This window comes from Helcobacillus massiliensis, from assembly GCF_033106145.1.
GTDB lineage: Bacteria > Actinomycetota > Actinomycetes > Actinomycetales > Dermabacteraceae > Helcobacillus > Helcobacillus massiliensis.
In genome coordinates this window covers 943,082-966,558 of record NZ_CP136959.1, presented here as the reverse complement: position 1 = coordinate 966,558, position 23,477 = coordinate 943,082, and the positions used below count along the sequence as shown (strand labels likewise).

The window sequence follows — 23,477 nt, the reverse complement described above, 5'->3', positions numbered from 1 at the left end:
CTTCCGCGCCTCTCTGGACGCGATCTTAAAGGGTGGGTGGGCGGAGCGCCCGGGCCGACGGGGTCAGCCGAGGAGCTCCTTCATGTCGGCGATCCGCTGCAGGAGCGCATTGACGAACGCGGGCGACTTCTCCGTGGAGATCTGCTCCGCGATCCGGACGTACTCGCGGATGATGATCGCCGGCGGGGTGTCCTGCTCGGAGAAGAGGATCTCCGCTGTGCCCAGGCGCAGGATGGCACGGTCCACGGCGGGCATGCGCGAGAGCTGCCACGCTTCGGAGTGGGTGTGCAGAGCGTCGTCGACATCTGCGCGGTGGCGGGCGTAGAGATCGGCGAAGGCGCGGGCCCGTTCGGGCAGGGTGGTCTGGGCCGTGGAGCGCTGGGTGCGGCTCTCGGCGATCTCGGCGGTGTCGGCGCCGCGCAGATCGGCTTCGAACAGCACATCGACGGCGCGCAGGCGTGCGCGGGTGGTGGCGCTGAAGCCGGAGGTGTCCGCAGGGACGGAGCGGACGAGCTCGACGTCCGCTCCGTCGCGCTCCGGAAGGGGGAGGTCGGTCATGCTCAGGCGCGCCCGGTGTATTCGCCGGTGCGGGTGTCGACCTTGACCTTGGTGTCCTGTTCGAGGAACAGCGGCACCTGGATCTCCTTGCCGGTTTCGAGGGTGGCGGGCTTGGTGCCGCCGGAGGAGCGGTCGCCCTGCAGGCCCGGCTCGGTGTGGGTGATGGTGAGGACCACCGACGGCGGCAGCTCCACGAACAGCGGGTTGCCCTCGTGGAAGGCGATGACGATGTCCTGGCCTTCGAGCATGTAGTCAGCGCTGTCGCCGACGAGCTCTTCGGTGAGGTTGGTCTGCTCCCACGTGCTGGTGTCCATGAAGACGAACATGTCGCCGTCCTTGTAGGAGTACTGCATGTCGCGGCGATCGATGGTGGCGGTCTCGACCTTGACGCCGGCGTTGAAGGTCTTGTCCACGGTCTTGCCGGTGAGGACGTTCTTGAGCTTGGAGCGCACGAAGGCCGGGCCCTTGCCGGGCTTCACATGCAGGAACTCCACGACCTGCCAGAGGCCGTTGTCGATCTTCAGCACCATGCCGTTCTTGAGGTCGTTGCTCGTTGCCATGGGTCTCCTCGATAGTCTCTGAGCGCTCTCGTTCGGGCTCGTCCCGGTCGCGGGCGCATGTCCGCCCCATCCTACAAGAGGCGGCCCGGTGATCGTGCAGGTCGCAGACGGTGGTGACCCGTTGAACACACGGGACGCAGCACTGCGTCAGGCGAGCTCGATCAGCTCCTCGTAGTCGGGGCCCCACAGATCCTCCGTCGCGTCCGGCATCACGAGCACGCGCTCCGGGTTGAGGGCGCGCACGGCGCCCGGGTCGTGGCTGACCAGCACGATCGCGCCTTCGAAGGCGTGGAGGGCACCGAGGATCTCTTCGCGGCTGGCGGGGTCGAGGTTGTTGGTGGGCTCATCGAGCAGCAGGACATTCGCGCTGGAGACCACCAGCGTGGCGAGGGCCAGGCGGGTCTTCTCGCCGCCGGAGAGGACTCGCGCGGGCTTGTGCACATCGTCCCCAGTGAAGAGGAACGAGCCGAGGATCTTGCGCACCTCCACTTCAGCCATATCGCCGGCGGCGCGCTGCATGTTGTCCAGGACGGTGCGGTCACCGTCGAGGGTTTCGTGCTCCTGTGCGTAGTAGCCGAGGCGCAGGCCGTGCCCGGCGATGACCTCGCCGGAATCGGGGGTCTCCACTCCGGCGAGGAGTCGCAGAAGGGTGGTTTTGCCGGCGCCGTTGAGGCCGAGCACGACCACGCGGGAGCCGCGGTCGATGGCGAGGTCGGCACCGGTGAAGATCTCCAGGGACCCGTAGGACTTCGAGAGCCCGTCGGCCTTCAGCGGGGTACGTCCGCAGGGCGCCGGGGATGGGAAGCGGAGCTTCGCAACCTTGTCGCGCTGATGGTCCTCCTCGACCCCGTCGAGGAGGCGTTCGGCGCGGCGGAGCATGTTCTGCGCTGCGACCGCTTTGGTGGCCTTCGCTTTCATCTTCTCGGCCTGGGTGGTGAGGGCTGCGGCCTTCTTCTCGGCGGAGAGGCGTTCGCGGCGGCGGCGCTTCTCATCGTCCTCACGCTTGGTCAGGTAGTTCTTCCAGCCCATGTTGTAGATGTCGATGACGTGGCGGTTGGCGTCGAGGTAGAACACCTTGTTGACCACCTGTTCCACGAGGGCGACGTCGTGGGAGATGATCACCATCCCGCCGGGGTAGGTCATGAGGAAGTCGCGCAGCCAGCTGACGGAGTCGGCATCGAGGTGGTTGGTGGGTTCGTCGAGGATGAGGGTTTCGGCCTGGGAGAAGAGGATGCGGGTGAGTTCCACGCGGCGGCGCTGGCCACCGGAGAGGGTGCCGAGTTCGTTCTCGAGGAGGCTGTTGGGGATGCCGAGGTTCGCGGCGAGCTGTTTGGCGTCCGCCTCAGCGGCGTAGCCTCCCTGGATCTCCAGTTCATTGGAGAGGCGGCTGTAGCGGTTCAGGGCCTTCTCCCGGCGGTCCGCACTGATGGACATGTCCGCCATCTCATGTTCCGCCTTGGCCAGGCGGCGGTGGATCTCGTCGAGGCCGCGGGCGGAGAGGATGCGGGCGAGGACGGTCTGGGTGGGATCGGAGACCTGGGTGTCCTGCGGGAGGAAGCCGATCTGGCCGCGGGTGTCGATGGTGCCGTTCGCGGGCTGGAGGTCGCCGGCGATGGTGCGGGTCAGGGTGGTCTTGCCGGCGCCGTTGCGGCCGACGAGGCCGACGCGGTCCCCCTTGTTCACCTGGAAGCTGACGTTCTCCATCAGGAGGCGTGCGCCCACTCTGATCTCCAGGTCCTGCACGCTGATCATGAACACCTCTGCGTCTCGCTGTTTCGGGCCCTGTTGATCCTACGCGCACCGACACAGGTCCCGAGACCTCTGTGATGTGATGGAGGTGACCCGCCGGGGTGAGTGTCGGAGCGGCCGGCGCTCCCCATCAACAGGAAGGAGCTGCTGTGCGCATCGGAGTGCCGAAGGAGATCAAGAACCACGAGTATCGGGTGGGCCTGTCGGTCGCCGCGGTGCATGAGCTCGTTGCGGCCGGGCACAGCGTGTCCGTTCAGGCGGGTGCGGGTGTGGGCGCCGGTTTCGATGACGCCGCGTATGAGCAGGCCGGCGCATCGGTTCTGCCCTCTGCTGACGAGGTGTGGGCTGGGGCGGACATGGTGGTGAAGGTGAAGGAGCCGCTGCAGGAGGAGTACCGATACCTTCGCAGTGACCTGATCCTGTTCACCTACCTGCATCTGGCGGCGGATGAGTCGCTGACTCGGGCTCTGCTGGAGGCGGGCACCACCGCAATCGCGTATGAGACGGTGCAGCGCCCGGATGGGTCGCTGCCGCTGCTGGCGCCGATGAGCGCGATCGCTGGGCGTCTGGCGGCGCAGGTGGGGGCCTACCATCTGATGGCTCCGCTGGGCGGTGCGGGTGTGCTGATGGGCGGTGTCCCGGGCACACCGAAGGCGAGGATCCTGGTGGTGGGCGGCGGTGTGGTCGGTGAGCAGGCCGCGATCATGGCGCGCGGCATGCAGGCCGACGTCACCGTGATGGATGTGAATGTGGCGCGCCTGGGTCAGATCGATCTGACGCATGGTGGGTCGATCCGCACTGCGTATTCCACCAGCCTCGATCTGGCGGAGCACATGCGGGACGCGGATGTGGTCGTGGGGTCGGTGCTGATCCCGGGTAAGAAGGCGCCGAAGCTGGTGACCGATGAGATGGTGCGCGGCATGAAGCCGGGCGCGGTGCTGGTGGATGTGGCGATCGATCAGGGTGGCTGCTTCGAGAACAGCCGGCCGACCACGCATGATGATCCGACGTTCCGGGTGCATGAGACCACGTTCTACTGCGTGGCGAATATGCCGGGCTCGGTTCCGCGCACCGCGACGACGGCGCTGAACAATGCGACGCTGCCGTTCGTGATGGCGATCGCGGGCAAGGGCTGGAGGGCTGCGCTGGCCGACGATGCAGCACTCGCGAAGGGCCTGCACACGCATGGCGGCTCTCTGTCCAACGCCGGTGTGGGCGAAGCACTCGGGATCGACGTGAAGGAGATCAGCAGCGTTCTCGGCTGAGGCGCTCCCCGCCTCGTGGACAGTTTCCACGCGGGAATGACGAAGCGGCCGGCCCCCACAGGGGCCCGCCGCTTCGTCATATGGTCGGCTTCAGATCTGAACTGTGGACGAAGTGCAGGTTCCACCGGTTCGCGGGTCGCTCGGGCAGACCCGGGTCATGCGCCACTTCCGGCCATCCTTGGTGGTGTATTCGACAACGACTTGCCAGTCGGCTGTCGGCCACGTCGACTGTTTGGCGGTGGGACCGCTGACACTTCTGTACCCGAGTTCGAAGATCGGGGTGTCCTTGATGGTGAGCGTCTTGCACCCGGTGGTGGAATTCGTGGTCCAGTGGGATGGCGTGAGTTTGCTCGGGTCGGACTGGAACTTCAGCGTCCAGGCCTTGCCCTTTTTACCATCCTGGAAGGTCCGGTCCACCCAGTTGCTTTCGAGGAAGATTTGAGCGTTGCCGGTAACCCAGATCGGGTCGGTTCCCGACGAGCTCCGGTAGAGCAGCTTTCCGCGGGTCTTCGATTCCAGCGCAGCGCTACCGGGCGCCACCGTCGTGTTGTAGAGCGCGGTGAAGTCACAGCCCTTAATCGTGCTGTAATCGGCCAAGCACGTCGTACGGTGGCCGTAGTAGTCCTTCCAATTCACCTTGCCGTGGCCCGGGTCGTAGGCGCCGTAGTCCTGCCAGTTGGTGCCCGCCGGGCCATCAACGCGGTTCATGACGATGAGACGGTAATCCACCGTGGTGATGACAGCGTCGGCCGGAAGGTTCCTGACCGTCAGACTGCCTGCCGCCTTCAGGGTCTGAACGGTCGTCGTATTCGCTACTCCCCAGTCGTATGAGTAACCGCCGCCTGAGTCCAGGACAGGTTTGCAGGGTCCACTCGCCGCATAGGCGGGAGCGGCGACGCTCACCGTGGCAACGGGAACCGACCACGCGACACCGCGTGCCAGGGTTCGGCGGGAAATCTGATTGGTCATGAAAGTCCTTCTGAGACGAGGGGACACGGGGCGTTGGTCCATTCCTCGCCCCATCGGCCACCCTAGAAAGCTACTGATCATTCGGGTCGATTCGGACGCAACCGTGGTGTGACCGAACGAACCATCCTGCCCCCCACCCGGATTCCACACTCGCGGGCACTCGTCGGCCCCCTCCTGGAACGCCACCGGCGCCGCCCCCACGAAGGGGAACGGCGCCGGTGACTGTCAGGGACAGGCGTCAGATGTTGAAGCCGATCGCGCGCAGCTGTTCGCGACCATCCTCCGTGATCTTCTCCATGCCCCACGGCGGCATCCACACCCAGTTGATGCGGTGCGACTCGGTGATCGGATCCAGCGCGGCGAAGGTCTGCTCCTCCAGCACATCGGTCAGCGGGCACGCCGCGGACGTCAGTGTCATATCCACGACCGCGTGACCGTCCTCGAGAGTGACGCCGTACACCAGACCCAGATCAACGATGTTGATGCCGAGCTCCGGGTCGATGACGTCCTTGAGGGCCTCGATCAGGTCCTCTTCAGTAACGGGCTTGGATTCAGCCATGTCTGCCTCGTTTCTGCGCGGGTGCGCTCAGGTCTCAGGCGTTCGCTGCGGTGAGGAAGCGGTCGTAGCCCTCTTCCTCCAGGCGCGCAGCGAGCTCCGGGCCGCCCTGCTCAGCAACACGGCCGTTGACGAACACGTGCACGAAGTCCGGCTTCACGTAGCGCAGGATGCGGGTGTAGTGGGTGATGAGCATGACGCCCAGGCCCTCGTTCTCCTTCACGCGGTTGATGCCTTCGGAGACGACGCGCAGAGCGTCCACATCCAGGCCCGAGTCGGTCTCGTCCAGGATCGCCATCTTCGGCTTCAGCAGCTCCATCTGGAGGATCTCGTGGCGCTTCTTCTCGCCGCCGGAGAAGCCCTCGTTGACGTTGCGCTCGGCGAACTTCGGGTCCATGCGCAGCTGGTCCATGGCGCCCTTGACGTCCTTCACCCAGGTGCGCAGCTTCGGGGCCTCGCCGTCCACGGCGGTCTTCGCGGTGCGCAGGAAGTTCGAGACGGTCACGCCCGGCACCTCCACCGGGTACTGCATGGCGAGGAAGAGGCCCGCCTTGGCGCGCTCGTCCACGGACATCTCCAGCACGTCCTCACCGTCGAGCAGGACCTCGCCCTGGGTGATCTCGTACTTCGGGTGGCCGGCGACGGCGTAGGCGAGGGTGGACTTTCCGGAGCCGTTCGGGCCCATGATCGCGTGGGTCTCACCCGACTTGATGGTCAGGTTGACGCCCTTGAGGATCTCCTTGGTGTCGCCTTCGGGGGTCTCCACGGTTGCGTGGAGGTCCTTGATTTCAAGAACAGACATGATGTCCTTTCGAGTTTCAGTCAGCTGTGGGGGTCGGTCACCGCAACGCTGATCGCGCCGGTGGCCTCATCGATGGATACGGGATAGACGGCCACGGGTTCGGTGGCGGGCAGCTGGCGGGGACGGCCGGTTCGCAGATCGAACTGGCTGCCGTGCTTCCAGCATTCGAGCGTGCCCTCGAACACGTCTCCGTCGGACAGGGCGACCTCCCCATGGCTGCAGCGGTCCTCCAGGGCGTGGAGGGTGCCGTCGGCGTCGCGCGCCAGGGCGACATCGACACCGGCGACGCTCACGCTGAGCACCTCTCCGGGGGCGATGTCCGCGATGTTCGCAGCCGCGTGGAAGGTCGGGGTCATCAGTTCATGCTCCGACGGAGCTCGTCCTCGATGGAGTCGGTGAGGTGCTCGCGGATCTCCGGAACGTCGATCTTCTGGATCAGCTCCTGGAAGAAGCCGCGGACCACCAGGCGGCGGGCCTCGATCTCGGGGATGCCGCGCGAGCGCAGGTAGAACAGCTGCTCGTCATCGAAGCGACCCGTGGCGGCGGCGTGGCCGGCGCCCTCGATCTCACCGGTCTCGATCTCCAGGTTCGGCACGGAGTCCGCGCGCGCCCCCTCGGTGAGGACCAGGTTGCGGTTCAGCTCGTAGGTGTCGGTGCCTTCGGCCTCCTTGCGGATCAGCACATCGCCGACCCACACGGACCGAGCGCCCTTGCCCTGCAGCGCCCCCTTGTAGGTGACGTCCGAGGTGCACTTCGGGGCGGCATGGTCCACGAACAGGCGGTGCTCGAGGTGCTGCTTGTCATCGGCGAAGTACAGGCCGATCTGCTCGATCTCCGAGCCCGGGGCGTTGAACTTCGACGTGGAGTTCACGCGCACGGCACGGCCGCCCAGGGAGACGACGATGTGCTTGAGCTTCGCATCGCGGCCCAGGTGCGCCACGTGGGTGGCGACATGGATGGCGTCGTCGTCCCAGTCCTGCAGGGAGATGACGGTCATCTCGGAGTTGTCGCCGACGACCATCTCCACGTTCTCACCGAACAGGGCGGTGCCGGTGTGGTTGAGGATGTAGGTGGCGCGAGCCGACTCCTCGGTTTCGAGCACGATCGCGGCGTGCGAGGCGGTGGAGCCGTCCTTGCCGGTGATCTCCACGCGCAGCGGCTGCTCCACCACGGTGTTCTTCGGCGCCTTCAGGTGGAGGGCGTTCGCGGTCAGCTCAGCGGCTGCGGCCGCGATGCGGTCCTCCGGGACGAGCAGGGTGTTGCGGGGCGCCTCGTCGGCCCCCAGGGAGCCGACGGTGATGCCCTCGACCTCGTCGACGTCGAAGGCGACGACGTCCTCGGACACGGTGGTCTCGGTGGCCTGGAGGAGCGGGTAGATCTCGCGCAGGGAGGCGAAGCGCCACTCCTCCTCGCGGCCGGTCGGGATCTCGTGGTTGTCCACGCCGAACGCGGCGTAGCGGTACGCGCGGGAATCCTCCGTGTGGGCACCGAGGGCGATGCCCTCGGACTCCAGCTCAGCCTTCGAGTGGTCTGTGACTGTCATCAGCCAACGCTTCCTTCCATCTGCAGTTCAATGAGTCGGTTGAGCTCGAGCGCGTACTCCATCGGGAGCTCACGCGCGATCGGCTCGATGAAGCCGCGCACGATCATCGCCATCGCCTCGGTCTCTTCAAGGCCGCGGCTCATCAGGTAGAAGAGCTGCTCCTCGCTGACCTTGGAGACGGTCGCCTCGTGGCCCATCTGGACATCGTCCACGCGCACATCCACGTACGGGTAGGTATCGGTGCGGGACTGGGTGTCCACCAGCAGGGCGTCGCACAGCACGGTGGAGGCCGAGTGCCGGGCATTGTTGTTCACCTGCACCAGGCCGCGGTACGAGGATCGGCCGCCGCCGCGGGAGACGGACTTCGAGACGATCGAGCTCGAGGTGTTCGGTGCCATGTGCACCATCTTCGAGCCGGTGTCCTGCTGCTGCCCCTCGCCGGCGAACGCGATCGAGAGGGTCTCGCCGCGGGCGTGCTCGCCCATCAGCCAGACAGCCGGGTACTTCATGGTGACCTTGGAGCCGATGTTGCCGTCGACCCACTCCATGGTGCCGCCCTCTTCCACCGTGGTGCGCTTGGTTACGAGGTTGTACACGTTGTTCGACCAGTTCTGGATCGTGGTGTAGCGGACGCGGGCGTCCTTCTTCACGACGATCTCCACCACGGCGGAGTGCAGCGAGTCCGACTTGTAGATCGGGGCGGTGCAGCCCTCGACGTAGTGGACGTAGGAGCCCTCGTCCGCGATGATCAGCGTGCGCTCGAACTGGCCCATGTTCTCCGTGTTGATGCGGAAGTAGGCCTGCAGCGGGATCTCCACGTGGACACCCGGCGGGACGTACACGAAGGAGCCGCCGGACCACACGGCGGTGTTCAGAGCGGCGAACTTGTTGTCGCCCGACGGGATAACGGTGCCGAAGTACTCCTCGAACAGCTCGGGGTACTCCCGCAGGCCGGTGTCGGTGTCCACGAAGATGACGCCCTGGGCCTCGAGGTCCTCGCGGATCTGGTGGTAGACGACCTCGGACTCGTACTGCGCGGCGACGCCGGCGACCAGGCGCTCCTTCTCCGCTTCGGGGATGCCGAGGCGGTCGTAGGTCTCCTTGATGTCCTCCGGCAGGTCCTCCCAGCTGGTGGCCTGCTTCTCGGTGGAGCGCACGAAGTACTTGATGTTGTCGAAGTCGATGCCGGAGAGGTCGGGGCCCCAGGTGGGCATCGGCTTCTTCTCGAACAGGCTGAGGGCGCGCAGGCGGCGCTTGAGCATCCACTCCGGCTCGTCCTTCAGCTCGGAGATGTTGCGGACAACATCCTCGGACAGACCGCGGCGGGCGTTCTGACCTGCTTCGTCAGAGTCCCTCCAGCCGTACTCATAGCTTCCGATGGACGAGATGATCTCGTCCTGGGTCAGCTGTTCAGGTGCACTCGTCATGGTGTCCTTCCTTCTGTGAACAATTCGTGGTCGGGCAGCTCGTCCCCACCACCCGGCATCGGAGTGACGTGGGTGGTGCAGACATGGGCGCCCGAAGCGCGGGTCGCCAGCCGTTGGACCGGCGCCCCCAGCATGCGGGCGAGTGCGGACGTCTCGACGTCGCACAGCTCAGGGTGCTCAGCTGCGATGTCCTGAATGGGGCAGCGCCCCTGGCACAGCTGAACGGTGCGCAGAGTCCGCCCACCTCCGGGAAGGCGCACTGCGACGGGACGCATGGAGGCGGCATAGCCGCGCTCCTGCAGCAGGTCGACGACGATCTCCAGACGGCGGGCCGTGGTGACCTCGGCCCCGTCGGCCTGCTCGGCCGTGAGGCGCCTGGCGAACTCGCGCTCCCAGCGATCAGTGCGGGCGCGGGCGAGGCGCACAACGGCCTCCGCTCCCCCAGCTGCTTCCAGCTCGCGCATGGCGGCGATGGCGATCTCGTCCGCCTCGGAGGAGGCGAGGTCGCGAGGCGTTGAGGAGGCGAGGACGAATTCGCGGCGGGGGCGCCCGCGACCGCGCTTGACGGTGGCCGGTTCGCGCTCCTCGATGACGCCGTCGGCCTCCAGCTGAGCGAGATGGCGGCGGATGGCGGCGCCAGTGAGGCCGAAGCGCTCGGCGAGGTCACCGGCTGCGATGGGGCCGTCCACGGAGATGGCTTCGACGAGGCGATCACGGGTGCTCTCAGGAGCACCGACTCCCGCGGGTGCGGGACTCTGATCGGTCATCGTTCACCTCTTTCCGCTGCTCGACGACATTGACACCGATTCTACAACCCGGCCGTTGCGAAAAGAAACGAAGGGGGACCTAAGTCATCGGCCGCTTGCCCACGATGCTTCACTATTCAACTATCGGTCGCTAGAGTGGACTCCAACCGCCGACGAGCATCCGTCGGCCCACCGCCGGAGAAGGAGGCACCATGACTCCCGACGACACCACCCAGCATTCCACCAAGGGCTCCTACGTGCATGAGGGCGAAGCCTTCGAGCGCGACATGACCTACATCCCCACTCGCATCACCCGCGACGGGCGCGACGGCTACGAGGTCGAAGCGCACCGCTACCGCCTCATCGCCGCCCGTGCCTGCCCGTGGGCCAACCGCACCCTCATCGTCCGACGCCTGCTCGGCCTCGAAGAGGCCATCTCGGTCGGCATGCCGGGGCCCACGCACGATGCCCGCTCCTGGACGTTCGACCTCGACGAAGGCGGCAAGGACCCGGTGCTCGGCATCGAACGCCTCCAGGAGGCGTACTTCCAGCGCTTCCCCGACTACGAGCGCGGCATCACCGTCCCCGCGATCGTCGACACCCGCGACGGCAAAGTCGTCACCAACGACTTCGACCAGATCACCCGCGACTTCTCCTCCGAATGGACCGAGTTCCACCGTGACGGTGCCCCGAACCTGTGGCCCGCCGAGCATGCCGAGGAGATGGAGGAGCTCAACCACTTCATCCTGCACCGCGTCAACAACGGCGTGTACAAGTGCGGCTTCGCCGGCACGCAGGAGGCCTACGAGGAGGCCTATGACGAGCTGTGGGACGCCCTCGACGTCCTCGATGAGCGCCTTTCGGCCCGCCGCTACCTGATGGGCCGCTCCATCACGGAGGCCGATGTGCGCCTGTTCGTCACGCTGGTGCGCTTCGACCCCGTCTACCACAGTCACTTCAAGGCGAACCGCCAGACCATCCGCTCGATGGAGAACCTCTCCGGCTACCTCGCCGACCTGTTCCAGACACCCGGTTTCGGCGACACCGTCGACTTCCAGCAGATCAAGGACCACTACTACATCGTCCAGGAAGACGTGAACCCCACCCAGATCGTGCCGAAGGGGCCGACTATGGAGTGGCTGCTGGAGCCGCACGGCCGCGACCGGTTCGAGACGAACACGTGGGGCGACGGCGGCACCGCACCGCTGCCCCCGCTGGAATCCGAGACGGTCGCCCAGGAGAACACGCCGCTGGAGATCACGCACCGCTGAGGTGTGCAGCACCGCGCAGCACCGATGACCACCCCGGTCACACCCAGCTCGACGGGGCGGGCCTACGATGGAGCAGCCATGACTGAACTGCCCCATCCAGCCCGCGCCTCCGACGGCCTGGTCATCGACTCCCTCACCAAGCGCTTCGGGTCCGTCACCGCCGTGGACGGCGTGAGTCTGACCGCCCGCCGCGGTGAGGTCACCGCCATCCTCGGCCCCAACGGCGCCGGCAAATCCACCACGATCGCCTGCGCCACCGGCCTGCTCGCTCCCGACTCCGGCACCATCCGCGCCCTCGGCGCCGACCCCCTGCGGACCACAGCGGATGGGCGCGCCCGCATCGGTGTGATGCTGCAGGACGGCGGCCTCAGCACCAGCGCGAAGCCCCGCCAGCTGCTCGCCTACGCCGCCCGCATGGTGCAGCAGCCCCGGGACGCTGACGCACTCGCCCGCCAGCTCGGAATCGACCAGTTCGCCTCCACCATCGTGCGGCGGCTCTCCGGCGGCCAGAAGCAGCGGCTGTCCCTCGCGCTCGCCCTGATCGCGCAACCCGACCTGCTGTTCCTGGACGAGCCCACCGCTGGGATGGACGCCGCCATCCGCCGCCGCACCCGTGACATCATCCGCGCCGAAGCGGACCGCGGCGCCGCGGTCATCCTCACCACCCACGCCATCGACGACGTCGAGGCCCTCGCCGACCACGTCGTGGTCATCGCCGGGGGCCGCATGCTCGCCTCCGGCTCCACCGCCGACGTGGTGTCCCAGCTGCAGGACTCCGCTCCGACCCGGACCACCCTCACCCTGGGCGGCGGCACCGATGAGGACCGTGCCGCGTTCACCGAGCAGATGCACCGCGCCGCCGTCGAGAAGGGCCTCACCCTGGAGGCCGCGCCGGCTTCCGACGCGCTGGAGGACATCCTGGTGCAGCTCACCAACGACGCTGAGGAGGTCCGCGCATGAGCACCGCCACCGCCCCGCAGACGCCGGCGGCCGCCCCGACGCCGCAGCGCGCCGCCAGCACCGGCCGCCGCATCCTCACCCACGCCTCCTTGGAGGCCCGCACCCTCCTCGGCAACGGCGAACAGCTCATGGTCGCGATCGTCCTGCCGGCCCTCGTCCTGCTCGGCCTGCACCTCATCCCCCTGCCCGACTCGATGTTCGACGGTCGTGCCCTCACCATGGGCGACAAGGTCGCCGCCACCGCCGTCACCGCGATCATCGCCACCTCGATGACCTCGCAGTCCATCGCCACCGGCTTCGACCGACGGGCAGGCGTGCTGCGCTGGATCGCCACCACTCCCCTGGGCCGCTCCGGCTACATGGCCGGCAAGCTCCTCGCGCTCGGTCTCATCCATCTGCTGCAGGTCGCCGCCCTCGGCGCCCTCGCCCTCGCGCTCGGCTGGCACCCGTCGGCCGCCCAGGTCCTCACCGCGGTGCTCCCATGGCTGCTCGGCACCGCCGCGTTCGGCGCCCTCGGGCTCCTCATCGCCGGGACGCTGCGCGCGGAAGGAGTGCTGGCGCTGGCGAACCTCGCGTTCATCGCCCTGGTCGCCGGTGGCGGGGTCGCCCTTCCGGTCGAATCGTTCCCCTCATGGGCGCAGCCGCTCGTGCAGCTGCTGCCCTCCGGCGCGCTGATGGCGCTGGTCCGCGCCGCCCTCAACGGTGCTGCGCTGCCCTGGCTTTCCGCGCTCATCCTCGCCGGCTGGACCGTGCTGTTCACGGTCCTCACGGTGAGGTTCTTCAAATGGACCAGTGCGTGAGACGTTCGTCCCGATGGCCCCTTCCTACAATGACCGCATGAGCTCCACCCCGCACCAGGGCCTGATCGGCCTCACCCCGAAGCAGTCGCTCTTGCTGCGCATCGCCTTCTGGGGCAACATGATCTCCCAGATGGGCATCATCGTCACCGGCGCCGTGGTCCGCCTGACCGGGTCCGGCCTCGGCTGCTCCACCTGGCCGAACTGCGAACCGGGCCAGTTCACGCCCCGCTACCACCCTGAGATGGGCATCCGGCCGTTCATCGAGTTCGGCAACCGCACCCTCACCGGAGTGCTGGTGGTGTTTGCCGTCGCGGTCCTGGTCCTCACCTATCTGTGGCTCAAGCACAAGGGGGCCGGCTTCCGCGTCCTCGCGTGGGTGCCGCTCATCCTCACCCTCGTACAGGCGCTGCTCGGCATGGGCGTGGTGGTGCTGCACCTCGACCCGAAATGGGTGAGCCTGCACTTCCTGGTCTCCCCCATCCTGGTGTTCGTCTCCGGCCTGCTGCTGTACCGCCTGTACGACGGCAATGACACCGGCCGTCCCGCCGTGGCCCGCCCAGTGCGGCTGCTGTTCTGGCCGATGGCAGCGGCCGGGTTCCTCGTGCTCATCCTCGGCACCATCGTCACCGGCTCCGGCCCCCACTCCGGTGACGCGAACACGATGGTTCGCTTCATGGTGGATCCGCGCACCATCTCCTGGCTGCACGCGGACGTCGTCATGCTGTTCGCAGGGCTCCTTGTGGGCCTGCTGGTCGCGCTCGTCGCCTCCGGGGCGCACCGCCCCGCCCGCCGCGCCGCCCTCGCACTCGTCGTGGTGACCGCCCTGCAGGCCGTCATCGGCTACACCCAGTACCTGCTGGGGCTGCCGGAGCTGCTCGTGGCGCTGCACATGACCGGCGCCGCCCTGTTCGCCGGCGGCATCTCCTGGGTGGGCTCCAGCCTGTACACGTGGCGGGAGAAGACCGCAGTCGACCATGAGGAGGCCGGCGCCCATGCTGCGACGCCGACGCCCGCGCACTGAGCGGCCCACACCCGAGCAGCTGCGGCCCGCCGGCGAGTTCGTCGCTGGTGTGCTCTCCCACCTGCGCACGGTCGTGGAGCCCGGCATGAACCTGCTGGAGATCGACGCCGAAGCGCACCGCCTGATCCGCGAAGCCGGCGCCGCCTCCTGCTACCTCGACTACCACCCCAGCTTCGGCGGCTCCCCGTTCGGGCACGTCATCTGCACCTCCGTCAACGAGGCGGTGCTGCACGGCCGCCCCTACGACCGCGTCCTGGCCGACGGGGACCTGCTGTCCCTCGACTTCGCCGTCGAACTCGACGGCTGGGTCGCCGACTCCTGCCTGTCCATCAGCGTGGGTGAGCAGTCCGACGCGCACCGCCGCCTCATCCAGGACACCGAGGACGTCATGTGGGCGGGGATCGACGCCGCCGTCGCCGGCGCTCGCGTGGGCGACATCGGGCACGCGGTCGAGTCACGGGCGCACGCACTCGGCTACAGCATCAATACCCGCTTCGGTGGGCACGGCGTGGGTCGCACCATGCATGAGGAGCCGTTCATCCCGAACTGGGGTCAGCCCGGGACGGGTCAGCGCCTGGAGGCGGGAATGGCTATCACCGTGGAGCCGTTCCTGTCCCCCACCACGGCGTCCCTGTTCATCACCGAGCGGGACGGCTGGACGGTCGAGACCGATGACGGCTCCACCGGCGCCCACGCGGAGCACACGCTGATCGTGACCGACGGTGCTCCGATCATCCTGACCGGCCGCGCCGACGACCCGTCGCCGCGCTCCAGCATCGCCTGAACCGCACCCGTTCAGCAGAGCGGCGCGGGCCCGCTGGTCAGCGCAGGCGCGCCGCAGCCTCCGCAATCGCCTCCGCGTCCAGGCCCTCACGGCTGAGGATCGCGTCGCGCTTCGCGTGATCGATGAACGCCTGGTCCACACCGAGCACGGCGCTCGGCACCTGCACGCCGCGGTCCGCGAGGGCGAACCGCAGCGCCGCCCCGATGCCGCGCTCCCGCACGCCGTCCTCGATCGTCACCACGGCCGACGCACGCGCACACAGGTCCAGGAGGGGTCCCGCGAGCGGCAGGGCGATGACGGGGTCGATGACCAGCACCTCTGCGCCGGTCGCGGCGAGCGTCTTCGCCGCCGCCACGGCGCGGCCAGCGAGCGACCCGATCGTGATGATCAGCGTCGGCGCCTCAGCATCGAGCGCCTCGCCCGTCGCGCACGCCAGCGCGGCGTCGGAGGACGCGAACAGGACATCTCCGGCGGGCACCGAGGCCGCCGCGGCCACATCGGGGCCGACTGAGCCCTTCGGGAACCGGATCAGGCCGGGACCCGTCGGCGCCTCATCACCACCGAGGCGGCGGCGCAGGGCGTCCTCCAGCCGCTGCCCGTCGCGCGGCGCGCACACCTCCAGGCCCGGCACCTGCGCAGCGAGCGCAAGGTCCCAGATGCCGTGATGGCTGGCGCCGTCATCACCGGTGACACCGGCGCGATCCAGGGTGATCGTCACCGGCTCGCTGTGCAGGCCGATGTCCATCAGCAGCTGGTCGATCGCGCGGGTGAGGAACGTGGAGTACAGCGCCACCAGGGGCCGCTGGCCGGCGTTCGCGAGGCCGGCGGCGATGTCCAGGGTCACCTGCTCGGCGATGCCGGTGTCGAGGACCCGTGCGGGGTGGGCCTGCTGCATCGGGGTGAGGCCGACGGGGTCGATCATGGCGGCGCTCAGCGCCACCATGTCGTCGCGCTGGTCAGCGATGCCGAGCACGGTCGCGGCGAAGCGGTCGGTCCAGGTGGCGCCGGGGCCGGTCGGCACCGGGTCGGGGGTCGACTGGGCGGTGGTGATGTCGAACGGGCCGTGGGCGTGCCACAGGTCCACCTCGTGCAGTTCGGCGGCGAGAAGGCCGCGGCCCTTCGCTGTGACGGCGTGGACGAGCGGAACCGCGCCCTGGCCGGCGGCGTCCCGCGCCTGCGTCAGGGCGGCTTCGAGGGCGTGGACGTTGTGCCCGTCGACAGGACCGATGTAGCGGTAGCCGAGCACCTCGAACGGGTTCGCGGCAGCAGTGCCGCTGCGCAGCTCACTGAGGCAGCGAGCCAGACCGCCGATGGTGGGGGCGTAGCTGCGGGTGTTGTCGTTGAGGACGAACACGGTGCGTGCGTGGGGATGATCGACCGCGAGGTTCAGTGCTTCCAGCCCCACACCGCCGGTGAGGGCGCCGTCGCCGATCACCGCGACGGAGGTGCGGGAGCGGGACCCGTCGGACAGCGCAGCCGCGTCGGCGGAGAACGCCATGCCGAGACCCAGCGCCCACGCGAGCGAGCCGGAGGCGTGGGAGTTCTCCACGAGGTCGTGCTCGGACTCCGATCGGCTCGGATAGCCGGAGATGCCGCCTTCGGTGCGCAGCCCCGCGAGGTCGGGGCGGCCGGTCAGCATTTTGTGGACGTACGCCTGGTGGCCGGTGTCGAACACGATCGGGTCGCGCGGGGAGTCGAACACGCGGTGCAGGGCCACGGTGAGTTCGAGGACGCCGAGGTTCGGGCCCACGTGGCCGCCGCTGGCGGCGACGATGTCGAGCAGGCTGCGCCGCAGGTGCGGCAGCAGAGCATCGACCTCGGCGGCGCTCAGGGCGCGCAGGGTTGCCGGGTCGGCGGGGATGGACGGGGCGGCCGCGGGGGTGGCGGCGTGCTCAACGATCTCCGTCTGCGTTCTGCTCATACCGCGAGACTACGCTCCCCATCTGCGGTTTCCGAGCGCATCTGCACATACGTGCAGAAATTCACCAGATGATCACAAGTGTGAGAACGGCGTGTGCACACGCCGCGCCGCCCTTCACAGGGCAGCGGCCCCGCTCCCCCATCGATGGAGGGGAACGGGGCCGCTGCGCGGGTCAGGCCGGAGCCATCACTTCGCCGCGAGCTGGCGCAGCACGTACGGCAGGATGCCGCCGTTGCGGAAGTAGGACGCCTCGCCCGGGGTGTCAATGCGGACCACCGCGTCGAACTCGACCGTCTCGCCGCCCTCGCGCTCGGCCGTGACGTGCACGGTCGACGGGATCGGTCCGTCGTTCAGCGCCTCGATGCCGGTGAAGGAGAAGGTCTCCTCGCCGGTCAGGCCGAGCGAGTCCGGGGTCTGCCCCTCCGGGAACTGCAGCGGCAGCACGCCCATGCCGATGAGGTTCGAGCGGTGGATGCGCTCGTAGGACTCCGCGATGACGACCTGCACGCCGAGCAGCTTGGTGCCCTTCGCAGCCCAGTCGCGGGAGGAGCCGGTGCCGTACTCCTTGCCGGCGATGACCACCAGCGGGATGTCCTTGGCGGCGTAGTCCTGCGCAGCGTCGTAGATGAAGGACTGCTCCCCGGTGAGGAAGTTCTTCGTGTAGCCGCCCTCCACATCGTCCAGAAGCTGGTTGCGCAGGCGGATGTTCGCGAACGTGCCGCGGATCATCACCTCGTGGTTGCCGCGGCGGGACCCGTAGGAGTTGAAGTCCTTGCGGTCAACGCCGTGCTCCTTCAGGTACACGCCGGCGGGCGAATCCGCCTTGATGGAGCCGGCGGGCGAGATGTGGTCGGTGGTGGTCGAATCGCCGACCTTCACCAGGACGCGAGCACCGGAGATGTCGGTGAGCTGCTCCGGCTGAGCACCCATGCCCTCGAAGTACGGAGGCTTGCGCACGTAGGTGGAGTCCTCGTCCCAGGCGAAGGTGTCGCCCTCCGGAGTCTCCAAGGAGCGCCAGCGCTCATCGCCCTGGAACACGTCGGCGTAGTCGTTCTGGTACATCTCGCGGGTGATGGACTCGCCGATGACCTTCTCCACCTCGGCGGGGTTCGGCCAGATGTCCTTGAGGAACACGTCGTTGCCGTCCTTGTCCTGGCCCAGCGGATCAACATCGAAGTCGAAGTCCATGGTGCCGGCGAGTGCGTAGGCGATCACGAGCGGCGGGGACGCGAGGTAGTTCATCTTCACGTCCGGGTTGATGCGGCCCTCGAAGTTGCGGTTGCCGGACAGCACGGAGGTGACGGCGAGGTCGCCTTCGGCGATGGCCTCGCTGATCTCCGGGGCGAGCGGGCCCGAGTTGCCGATGCAGGTGGTGCAGCCGTAGCCCACCAGGTGGAAGCCCAGCTGTTCGAGGTACGGCCAGAGGCCCGCCTTCTCGTAATAGCCGGTGACCACCTGAGAGCCGGGAGCCATGGACGTCTTGACCCACGGCTTCACCTCCAGGCCCTTCTCAGCGGCGTTCTTCGCCAGGATGCCCGCGGCCATCATCACCGACGGGTTCGAGGTGTTGGTGCAGGAGGTGATCGACGCGATCGACACGATGCCGTGGTCGATCTCGAAGTCGTGGCCCTTCACCGGGGTCGGGTTGGAGGCGCGGCCGGCGACCTTCTCGCGGGCCGGCTTGTCCTCCTCGTGACCCTCGTTCGCGGGGTCGGAGGCGGGGAAGGAGCCGTCGCCCTCGTCCACGGCGACGGTGTCGTCACCGGCAGCGGCGTCACGGGCGTAGGCGGGCAGCACCTCGCGGAAGCCCTTCTTCGCCTCGGACAGCACGATGCGGTCCTGCGGGCGCTTCGGGCCGGCGATGGACGGCACCACGGTGGACAGGTCCAGCTCGAGGTACTCGGAGTACTCGACCTCGTTCGCGGGGTCGTGCCACAGTCCCTGGGCCTTCGCGTACTTCTCCACCAGCTCCACCTGCTCCTCGGAGCGGCCGGTGAGGCGGAGGTAGTCGGTGGTGACGGAGTCGATCGGGAAGATGGCGCAGGTGGAGCCGAACTCGGGGCTCATGTTGCCGATGGTGGCGCGGTTGGCGAGCGGCACCTGGCCCACGCCCTCGCCGTAGAACTCCACGAACTTGCCGACCACACCGTGCTTGCGGAGCATCTCGGTGATGGTGAGGACGACGTCGGTCGCGGTGGCGGCCGGCGGGATCTCGCCGGTGAGCTTGAAGCCGACCACGCGCGGGATCAGCATGGACACGGGCTGGCCGAGCATCGCCGCCTCCGCCTCGATGCCGCCCACGCCCCAGCCGAGCACGCCCAGGCCGTTGACCATCGTGGTGTGGGAGTCGGTGCCGACGCAGGAGTCCGGGTAGGCGCGCAGGACGCCGTCGACCTCGCGGGTCATGACGGTGCGGGCGAGGTACTCGATGTTGACCTGGTGGACGATGCCGGTGCCCGGGGGCACGACCTTGAAGTCCTGGAAGGCGTTCTGGCCCCAGCGGAGGAACTGGTAGCGCTCACGGTTGCGGCCGTACTCGAGCTCCATGTTCTTCTCGAGGGCGTCGAGGCGGCCGGCCACGTCGATCATGACGGAGTGGTCGATGACCATTTCGGCCGGTGCGAGGGGGTTGATCTTGGAGGCGTCGCCGCCGAGGTCCTCCATGGCCTCGCGCATGGTGGCGAGGTCCACCACGCAGGGCACGCCGGTGAAGTCCTGCATGATAACGCGGGCGGGGGTGAACTGGATCTCGGTGGACGGGTCCGCCTTCGGGTCCCATTCGGCGAGGGCGCGGACGTGGTCAGCGGTGATGTCAGCGCCGTCCTCGGTGCGCAGAAGATTCTCCAGCAGGATCTTCAGCGAGTACGGGAGGCGGCTGGCGCCCTCCACCTTGCCGAGGTCGTAGATCTCGTAGTCGGTGTCGCCGACCTTGAGCGAGGTCTTGGCGTCGAAGGAATTGACGGTGCTCACGGGCATCTCCTCACAGATATCTTGATCTCAAGATAAATCTATCACGAGGCTCCGCCGTGTGCGAAGCCTCACCCGGCCGTCGCCGGTTCCAGCGTCACCACAGATTCGAGGTGGTGAGTGTGCGGGAACAGATCGAAGGCGCGGAAGTCGATGATGCGCCAGCCCGCCTGTTCGGCGGCGCGCAGATCACGGGCGAGGGTGGAGGGCTCGCAGGACACGTACACGGCCCGCTGCCTCGTCAGCTCCAGCAGGCGGCGGATCGTCTTCTCCCCGACACCGGCGCGCGGCGGGTCCATGATGATCCGATCGGCGCCCGTGTCGGCGCGGGCCGCGAAATCGGTGACATCCGCGGCGACGACCGACGCCTGGGGGAAGGCGGACAGATTGCCTTCGGCGTCACGGCTCGCGCGCGCCGATCCCTCCACGGACACGAGGGAGCCGCTCTCCCCCACGGCGCGGGCCGCACCGACGCTGAGCAGACCGGCGCCGCCGTACAGGTCCCAGACCGTCTCCCCCTCCTGGGCGCCGAGCATGCGGGAGACCACGGTGGTCAGAACCCGCGGGGCGGAGCGGTGGATCTGCCAGAAGCCGCCGCCGTACAGCTCGAACTCGTCCTCGCCGACCCGTTCACGGACCCGCTCACTGCCGCGCAGCACGTCGCTGCCGCGGCGCGTCACCACGGCGACGTCCACATCGTCCAGGCGCCTCGGCAGCGCCAGGTCCTCCAGGGTGAGCGGCTGGTGCGACCGGATCACGAGAAGGGGTCCGGAGGCCGACGGGGCCACCGCGTCGATCGCACCGACGCACTCCGGCACGGTGATGTCCGACAGGTGCATCTGGGCGATCGGCTCCGCGGCGAGCGGGTTGTCCCCCACGCCGTGGACCGTGTGGGACCGCCAGCCGCGCATGCCGATGCGGCCGCCGTCGGCGGAGAACCGGACTCGGCTGCGCCAACCGAGTCCGTCGAAGTCTCCGGGGGCCGGCTCCACGGAGACATCGGCGATGTCGATCGTGCTCAGACGCGCGTGCGTGAGCAGCTCCTGCAGGATGTCGGTCTTGATGCGGCGCTGTGCGTTCAGGGCGATGTGGGCGAAGTCGGCACCGCCGAGTCCGCCGGTGCCGGCTTCGGGCCAGATCGACTCCACGCGGTCCGGGGACGGGTCGATGACCTCGATGACTTCGGCGCGCCAGAAGCGGGCGCTGTCGCGGTCGTCCTCCGGAAGAACACGGGCGGCGACGGTCTCCCCGGGTGCGGCGCCGCGGACGAAGACCACGCGGCCCTCATGCCGGGCCACGAAGGTGCCCCCGTTCGCCGCTTTCGACGTGGTGACCGTGATGATGCGTCCCTCGGTCGCACTGGCGTCCGTCATGGTCTGCGCCCTCTCCTGGTTCGGGCGCGCTGAAGATGGTCGCGGAAGAACCTCGACCGCTCGCGCGCTGATGTGAGCTGCCACGGCACGGTTGCGATGACCACGCGGGGCAGCATCGTCAGCTGGTGCTTGAGACGGTTCATCGCGTGGTTGTGCAGCAGTGCCTCCCACCAGTGTCCCACGAGGTACTCCGGAATGTAGACGACCACAACATCATCCGGGTGTCGCCTGGTAAGGGATGAGACGTACGCGAGGATCGGACCGGAGAATTCGCGGTACGGCGAGTACACGATCCGCAGGGACATCGGGATGTCGAGGTCGCGCCACCGGTCGATGAGCTGACGAGTGCGGGCCTCGTCGTTCTTCACCGTCAGCGCCTCCACCTCCATGTGGCGGGATGCGGCGGCGACGTCGAGGGCCCGAATCGCGGGCCGGTTCAGCGCTGTCACCAGCACCACCGCACGGGAGGAGAGGGCGCGGCGCTGCCAGCTGAAGCCGGAGTCGGAGTCCTGGTCGGCACTGGAGGAGGTGCGCTCCCCGGCGGAGTCGCCGGCGGCGTCCTGGATGCCGACGGGGGCCGCCGCGTCCGAGTCAGCGGCCGTCTGCGGCAGCTCCAGCTGCGAGCGGACGTCCTCGTAGTGGTGGGAGATGCCGGTCATCAGCAGCAGAAGGACCGCCATCAGCAGCAGCGCCACCCAGGCGCCCTCGGCGAACTTCGTGATCACGACGACCGCGAGCACGGTCGCCACGATGACGAAACCGATCTGGTTGATCAGGCGGCCGAGGCGCAGCCGCTGCCGGCGGGCGGACTGCGCCTCGACCCGCAGGCGCGCATTGAAGTGACGGACCATGCCCGCCTGCCCGAACGCGAAGGACACGAACACGCCCACGATGTACATCTGGATCAGCAGCGTCACTTCGGCACCGGTCGCCCACACGAGCACCCCGGAGGCCGCGGCCAGCGCGATGATGCCGTTGGAGTAGGCGAGGCGGTCGCCGCGGACGGCGAACTGCCGCGGCAGGTACCGGGAGCGGGCGAGGATGCTGGTGAGGATCGGGAAGCCGTTGAACGCCGTGTTCGCCGCCATGCACAGCACCAGCACGGTGGCGAGGATGACGAGGGCGAACAGCACTCCGGTGCCGCCGAAGACAGCCTGTGCGATCTGTCCGATCACGGGCACCTGGTGGTACGCCTCCCCCACCGGCTCACCGCTGCGGGCGAGCTGCTCGGCCGGGTTCTCCACGTACTTCACGCCGGTGGCGCCCGCAAGCCAGATCACGCCCATGATGAGGACGGAGGCGGCGATGCCCACCATGACGAGCACGATGCTGGCGTTGTGCGACTTGGGCGGCTGCAGGGACGGCACGCCGTTGGACACGGCTTCCACGCCGGTGAGGGCGGCGCAGCCGGACGTGAAGGCGCGAAGGATGAGGAACACGCCGCCGAGCGCGGTCAGCCCCTCCTCGACCGGGTCGGTGACCACGAGGTCGAGCCCGGCGCTGGGAGCCTGTCCGAGGGTGCCGGTGATGGTCCCGTAGGCGCCGGCGATCATGAGGACGCCGAGCGCGGCCATGAACAGGTAGACGGGGACGGCGAGGACCACGTTGGAGTCGCGGACGCCGCGCAGGTTGACCACGGCGATCACCGCGATCACCGCCAGGGAGATCGGCACTTCGTAGCCGTGCAGGAATGAGGTGGTGGAGGCCGCGTAGGTGGACGCCTGCGCCACGGACACCGCGACGGTGAGCACATAGTCCACGAGGAGCGCAGCGCCGACGACGCGGCCGGCGCGGGGTCCGAGGTTCTTCTGGGCGACTTCGAAGTCGCCGCCGCCCGACGGATACTCATGGATGATCGTGCGGTGGGTGATGATCACCACGGCCATCAGCGCGACGACCGCAAGCCCGACCCACGGGCTCAGCGCATAGGTGGTGACGCCGCCGACGGCGAGGGTCAGCAGGATCTCGTCGGGCGCGTACGCGACGGCGCTGAGGGCGTCAGCGGCGAAGGTGGGCAGGGCGAGCCTTTTGGGCAGACGCTCGCGCGACAGCCGGTCTGAGGAGAACGGCCGCCCCACCACGAGGCGCTTGAGCGATCCGGAAATCCCTGGCACGGGTCAAACTCTAGCGCGCTGGCCACGGGATCTGCGACTAGGCTGGTCGGGGTCGGCGGCGGCGTCCACGAGGACAGCCCCGCCGACAGCC

20 protein-coding genes are annotated in these 23,477 nt (G+C 68.3%); 6 read left to right on the top strand and 14 right to left on the bottom strand.

All coding sequences use genetic code 11. The features are described from left to right. Positions 1-63 precede the first annotated feature (63 nt). The 3 genes from nusB to R3I40_RS04465 all read right to left on the bottom strand — a co-directional run bounded on the left by nusB (position 64) and on the right by R3I40_RS04465 (position 2,870). Positions 64-558: a transcription antitermination factor NusB gene (gene nusB / locus R3I40_RS04475; RefSeq protein WP_259923056.1), complete on the bottom strand. Its 495-nt coding sequence runs from the start codon at positions 556-558 to the stop codon at positions 64-66. A 2-nt stretch (positions 559-560) separates the two neighbouring features. Then, a complete protein-coding gene (efp, locus tag R3I40_RS04470; protein ID WP_183374257.1) occupies positions 561-1,118 on the bottom strand; it encodes an elongation factor P in 558 nt (185 codons plus the stop codon). 147 nt (positions 1,119-1,265) lie between these two features. Further along, positions 1,266-2,870 (bottom strand): ABC-F family ATP-binding cassette domain-containing protein, encoded by a 1,605-nt coding sequence (locus tag R3I40_RS04465; protein WP_183374255.1) that lies wholly within the window; start codon positions 2,868-2,870, stop codon positions 1,266-1,268. 146 nt (positions 2,871-3,016) lie between these two features. On the opposite strand from R3I40_RS04465, the gene ald reads away from it, so the two are divergent. Further along, on the top strand, positions 3,017-4,132 hold the full coding sequence (gene ald, locus R3I40_RS04460; RefSeq protein ID WP_239374334.1) for an alanine dehydrogenase: 1,116 nt from the start codon (positions 3,017-3,019) through the stop codon (positions 4,130-4,132). Positions 4,133-4,222: 90 nt separating this feature from the next. Here ald and R3I40_RS04455 read toward each other — a convergent pair whose 3' ends face one another. The 7 genes from R3I40_RS04455 to R3I40_RS04425 form a co-directional block, all read right to left on the bottom strand. Next, complete coding sequence (locus R3I40_RS04455) at positions 4,223-5,101, bottom strand: hypothetical protein (RefSeq protein ID WP_285261569.1); 879 nt, start codon at positions 5,099-5,101, stop codon at positions 4,223-4,225. Positions 5,102-5,339: 238 nt separating this feature from the next. Continuing rightward, positions 5,340-5,660 carry a metal-sulfur cluster assembly factor gene (locus R3I40_RS04450; protein WP_183374250.1) on the bottom strand — a complete coding sequence of 107 codons (321 nt, stop codon included), beginning with the start codon at positions 5,658-5,660 and terminating at the stop codon, positions 5,340-5,342. Positions 5,661-5,694: 34 nt separating this feature from the next. After that, a complete protein-coding gene (gene sufC, locus R3I40_RS04445) occupies positions 5,695-6,459 on the bottom strand; it encodes a Fe-S cluster assembly ATPase SufC (RefSeq protein ID WP_183374248.1) in 765 nt (254 codons plus the stop codon). A 20-nt stretch (positions 6,460-6,479) separates the two neighbouring features. Further along, a complete protein-coding gene (locus R3I40_RS04440) occupies positions 6,480-6,815 on the bottom strand; it encodes a non-heme iron oxygenase ferredoxin subunit (RefSeq protein WP_183374246.1) in 336 nt (111 codons plus the stop codon). Continuing rightward, a complete protein-coding gene (sufD, locus tag R3I40_RS04435; protein ID WP_183374244.1) occupies positions 6,815-8,002 on the bottom strand; it encodes a Fe-S cluster assembly protein SufD in 1,188 nt (395 codons plus the stop codon). Before sufD ends, R3I40_RS04440 begins: the two co-directional genes overlap by 1 nt. Beyond that, positions 8,002-9,429, bottom strand: coding sequence for a Fe-S cluster assembly protein SufB (gene sufB, locus R3I40_RS04430; RefSeq protein WP_183374242.1), 1,428 nt, complete (start codon positions 9,427-9,429; stop codon positions 8,002-8,004). Before sufB ends, sufD begins: the two co-directional genes overlap by 1 nt. Continuing rightward, positions 9,426-10,196 (bottom strand): helix-turn-helix transcriptional regulator, encoded by a 771-nt coding sequence (locus R3I40_RS04425; protein ID WP_239374340.1) that lies wholly within the window; start codon positions 10,194-10,196, stop codon positions 9,426-9,428. The genes sufB and R3I40_RS04425 overlap by 4 nt, the downstream gene beginning before the upstream one ends. Before the next feature lie 191 nt (positions 10,197-10,387). Between R3I40_RS04425 and R3I40_RS04420 the strand changes: the two genes are divergently transcribed. From R3I40_RS04420 to map, 5 genes are all read left to right on the top strand, one after another. Beyond that, positions 10,388-11,446 (top strand): glutathione S-transferase family protein, encoded by a 1,059-nt coding sequence (locus R3I40_RS04420; RefSeq protein WP_239374343.1) that lies wholly within the window; start codon positions 10,388-10,390, stop codon positions 11,444-11,446. Between the two features lie 78 nt (positions 11,447-11,524). Next, the gene (locus R3I40_RS04415) at positions 11,525-12,406 is read left to right on the top strand and encodes an ABC transporter ATP-binding protein (protein WP_239374346.1); all 882 of its coding nucleotides are present in this window, start codon (positions 11,525-11,527) and stop codon (positions 12,404-12,406) included. Further along, a complete protein-coding gene (locus R3I40_RS04410) occupies positions 12,403-13,206 on the top strand; it encodes an ABC transporter permease (protein WP_239374349.1) in 804 nt (267 codons plus the stop codon). The genes R3I40_RS04415 and R3I40_RS04410 overlap by 4 nt, the downstream gene beginning before the upstream one ends. A 37-nt stretch (positions 13,207-13,243) precedes the next feature. Next, the gene (locus R3I40_RS04405; RefSeq protein WP_239374352.1) at positions 13,244-14,227 is read left to right on the top strand and encodes a COX15/CtaA family protein; all 984 of its coding nucleotides are present in this window, start codon (positions 13,244-13,246) and stop codon (positions 14,225-14,227) included. Further along, positions 14,199-15,011 carry a type I methionyl aminopeptidase gene (gene map, locus R3I40_RS04400; RefSeq protein ID WP_285261568.1) on the top strand — a complete coding sequence of 271 codons (813 nt, stop codon included), beginning with the start codon at positions 14,199-14,201 and terminating at the stop codon, positions 15,009-15,011. The genes R3I40_RS04405 and map overlap by 29 nt, the downstream gene beginning before the upstream one ends. A gap of 37 nt (positions 15,012-15,048) precedes the next feature. Here map and R3I40_RS04395 read toward each other — a convergent pair whose 3' ends face one another. The 4 genes from R3I40_RS04395 to R3I40_RS04380 all read right to left on the bottom strand — a co-directional run bounded on the left by R3I40_RS04395 (position 15,049) and on the right by R3I40_RS04380 (position 23,386). Then, on the bottom strand, positions 15,049-16,932 hold the full coding sequence (locus tag R3I40_RS04395) for a 1-deoxy-D-xylulose-5-phosphate synthase (RefSeq protein ID WP_317700118.1): 1,884 nt from the start codon (positions 16,930-16,932) through the stop codon (positions 15,049-15,051). A gap of 186 nt (positions 16,933-17,118) precedes the next feature. After that, positions 17,119-19,902 carry an aconitate hydratase AcnA gene (gene acnA / locus R3I40_RS04390; RefSeq protein ID WP_285261567.1) on the bottom strand — a complete coding sequence of 928 codons (2,784 nt, stop codon included), beginning with the start codon at positions 19,900-19,902 and terminating at the stop codon, positions 17,119-17,121. 68 nt (positions 19,903-19,970) lie between these two features. Beyond that, entirely contained in the window at positions 19,971-21,272 is a 1,302-nt protein-coding gene (locus R3I40_RS04385) for a class I SAM-dependent RNA methyltransferase (RefSeq protein WP_183374226.1), read from the bottom strand. Beyond that, positions 21,269-23,386, bottom strand: a complete 2,118-nt coding sequence (locus R3I40_RS04380; RefSeq protein ID WP_239374360.1) for an APC family permease — start codon at positions 23,384-23,386, stop codon at positions 21,269-21,271. The genes R3I40_RS04385 and R3I40_RS04380 overlap by 4 nt, the downstream gene beginning before the upstream one ends. Between the last annotated feature and the right edge of the window lie 91 nt (positions 23,387-23,477).

Excerpts from the sequence above, each read along its gene's own strand:
- R3I40_RS04415 (WP_239374346.1), top strand. The coding sequence starts at position 11,525 with ATGACTGAACTGCCCCATCCAGCCCGCGCCTCCGACGGCCTGGTCATC.
- sufC (WP_183374248.1), bottom strand. The coding sequence starts at position 6,459 with ATGTCTGTTCTTGAAATCAAGGACCTCCACGCAACCGTGGAGACCCCC.
- R3I40_RS04455 (WP_285261569.1), bottom strand. The coding sequence starts at position 5,101 with ATGACCAATCAGATTTCCCGCCGAACCCTGGCACGCGGTGTCGCGTGG.
- sufB (WP_183374242.1), bottom strand. The coding sequence starts at position 9,429 with ATGACGAGTGCACCTGAACAGCTGACCCAGGACGAGATCATCTCGTCC.
- R3I40_RS04465 (WP_183374255.1), bottom strand. The coding sequence starts at position 2,870 with ATGATCAGCGTGCAGGACCTGGAGATCAGAGTGGGCGCACGCCTCCTG.
- efp (WP_183374257.1), bottom strand. The coding sequence starts at position 1,118 with ATGGCAACGAGCAACGACCTCAAGAACGGCATGGTGCTGAAGATCGAC.
- R3I40_RS04395 (WP_317700118.1), bottom strand. The coding sequence starts at position 16,932 with ATGAGCAGAACGCAGACGGAGATCGTTGAGCACGCCGCCACCCCCGCG.
- R3I40_RS04440 (WP_183374246.1), bottom strand. The coding sequence starts at position 6,815 with ATGACCCCGACCTTCCACGCGGCTGCGAACATCGCGGACATCGCCCCC.
- R3I40_RS04385 (WP_183374226.1), bottom strand. The coding sequence starts at position 21,272 with ATGACGGACGCCAGTGCGACCGAGGGACGCATCATCACGGTCACCACG.
- R3I40_RS04420 (WP_239374343.1), top strand. The coding sequence starts at position 10,388 with ATGACTCCCGACGACACCACCCAGCATTCCACCAAGGGCTCCTACGTG.
- R3I40_RS04410 (WP_239374349.1), top strand. The coding sequence starts at position 12,403 with ATGAGCACCGCCACCGCCCCGCAGACGCCGGCGGCCGCCCCGACGCCG.
- sufD (WP_183374244.1), bottom strand. The coding sequence starts at position 8,002 with ATGACAGTCACAGACCACTCGAAGGCTGAGCTGGAGTCCGAGGGCATC.
- nusB (WP_259923056.1), bottom strand. The coding sequence starts at position 558 with ATGACCGACCTCCCCCTTCCGGAGCGCGACGGAGCGGACGTCGAGCTC.
- R3I40_RS04405 (WP_239374352.1), top strand. The coding sequence starts at position 13,244 with ATGAGCTCCACCCCGCACCAGGGCCTGATCGGCCTCACCCCGAAGCAG.
- map (WP_285261568.1), top strand. The coding sequence starts at position 14,199 with ATGCTGCGACGCCGACGCCCGCGCACTGAGCGGCCCACACCCGAGCAG.
- R3I40_RS04450 (WP_183374250.1), bottom strand. The coding sequence starts at position 5,660 with ATGGCTGAATCCAAGCCCGTTACTGAAGAGGACCTGATCGAGGCCCTC.
- R3I40_RS04425 (WP_239374340.1), bottom strand. The coding sequence starts at position 10,196 with ATGACCGATCAGAGTCCCGCACCCGCGGGAGTCGGTGCTCCTGAGAGC.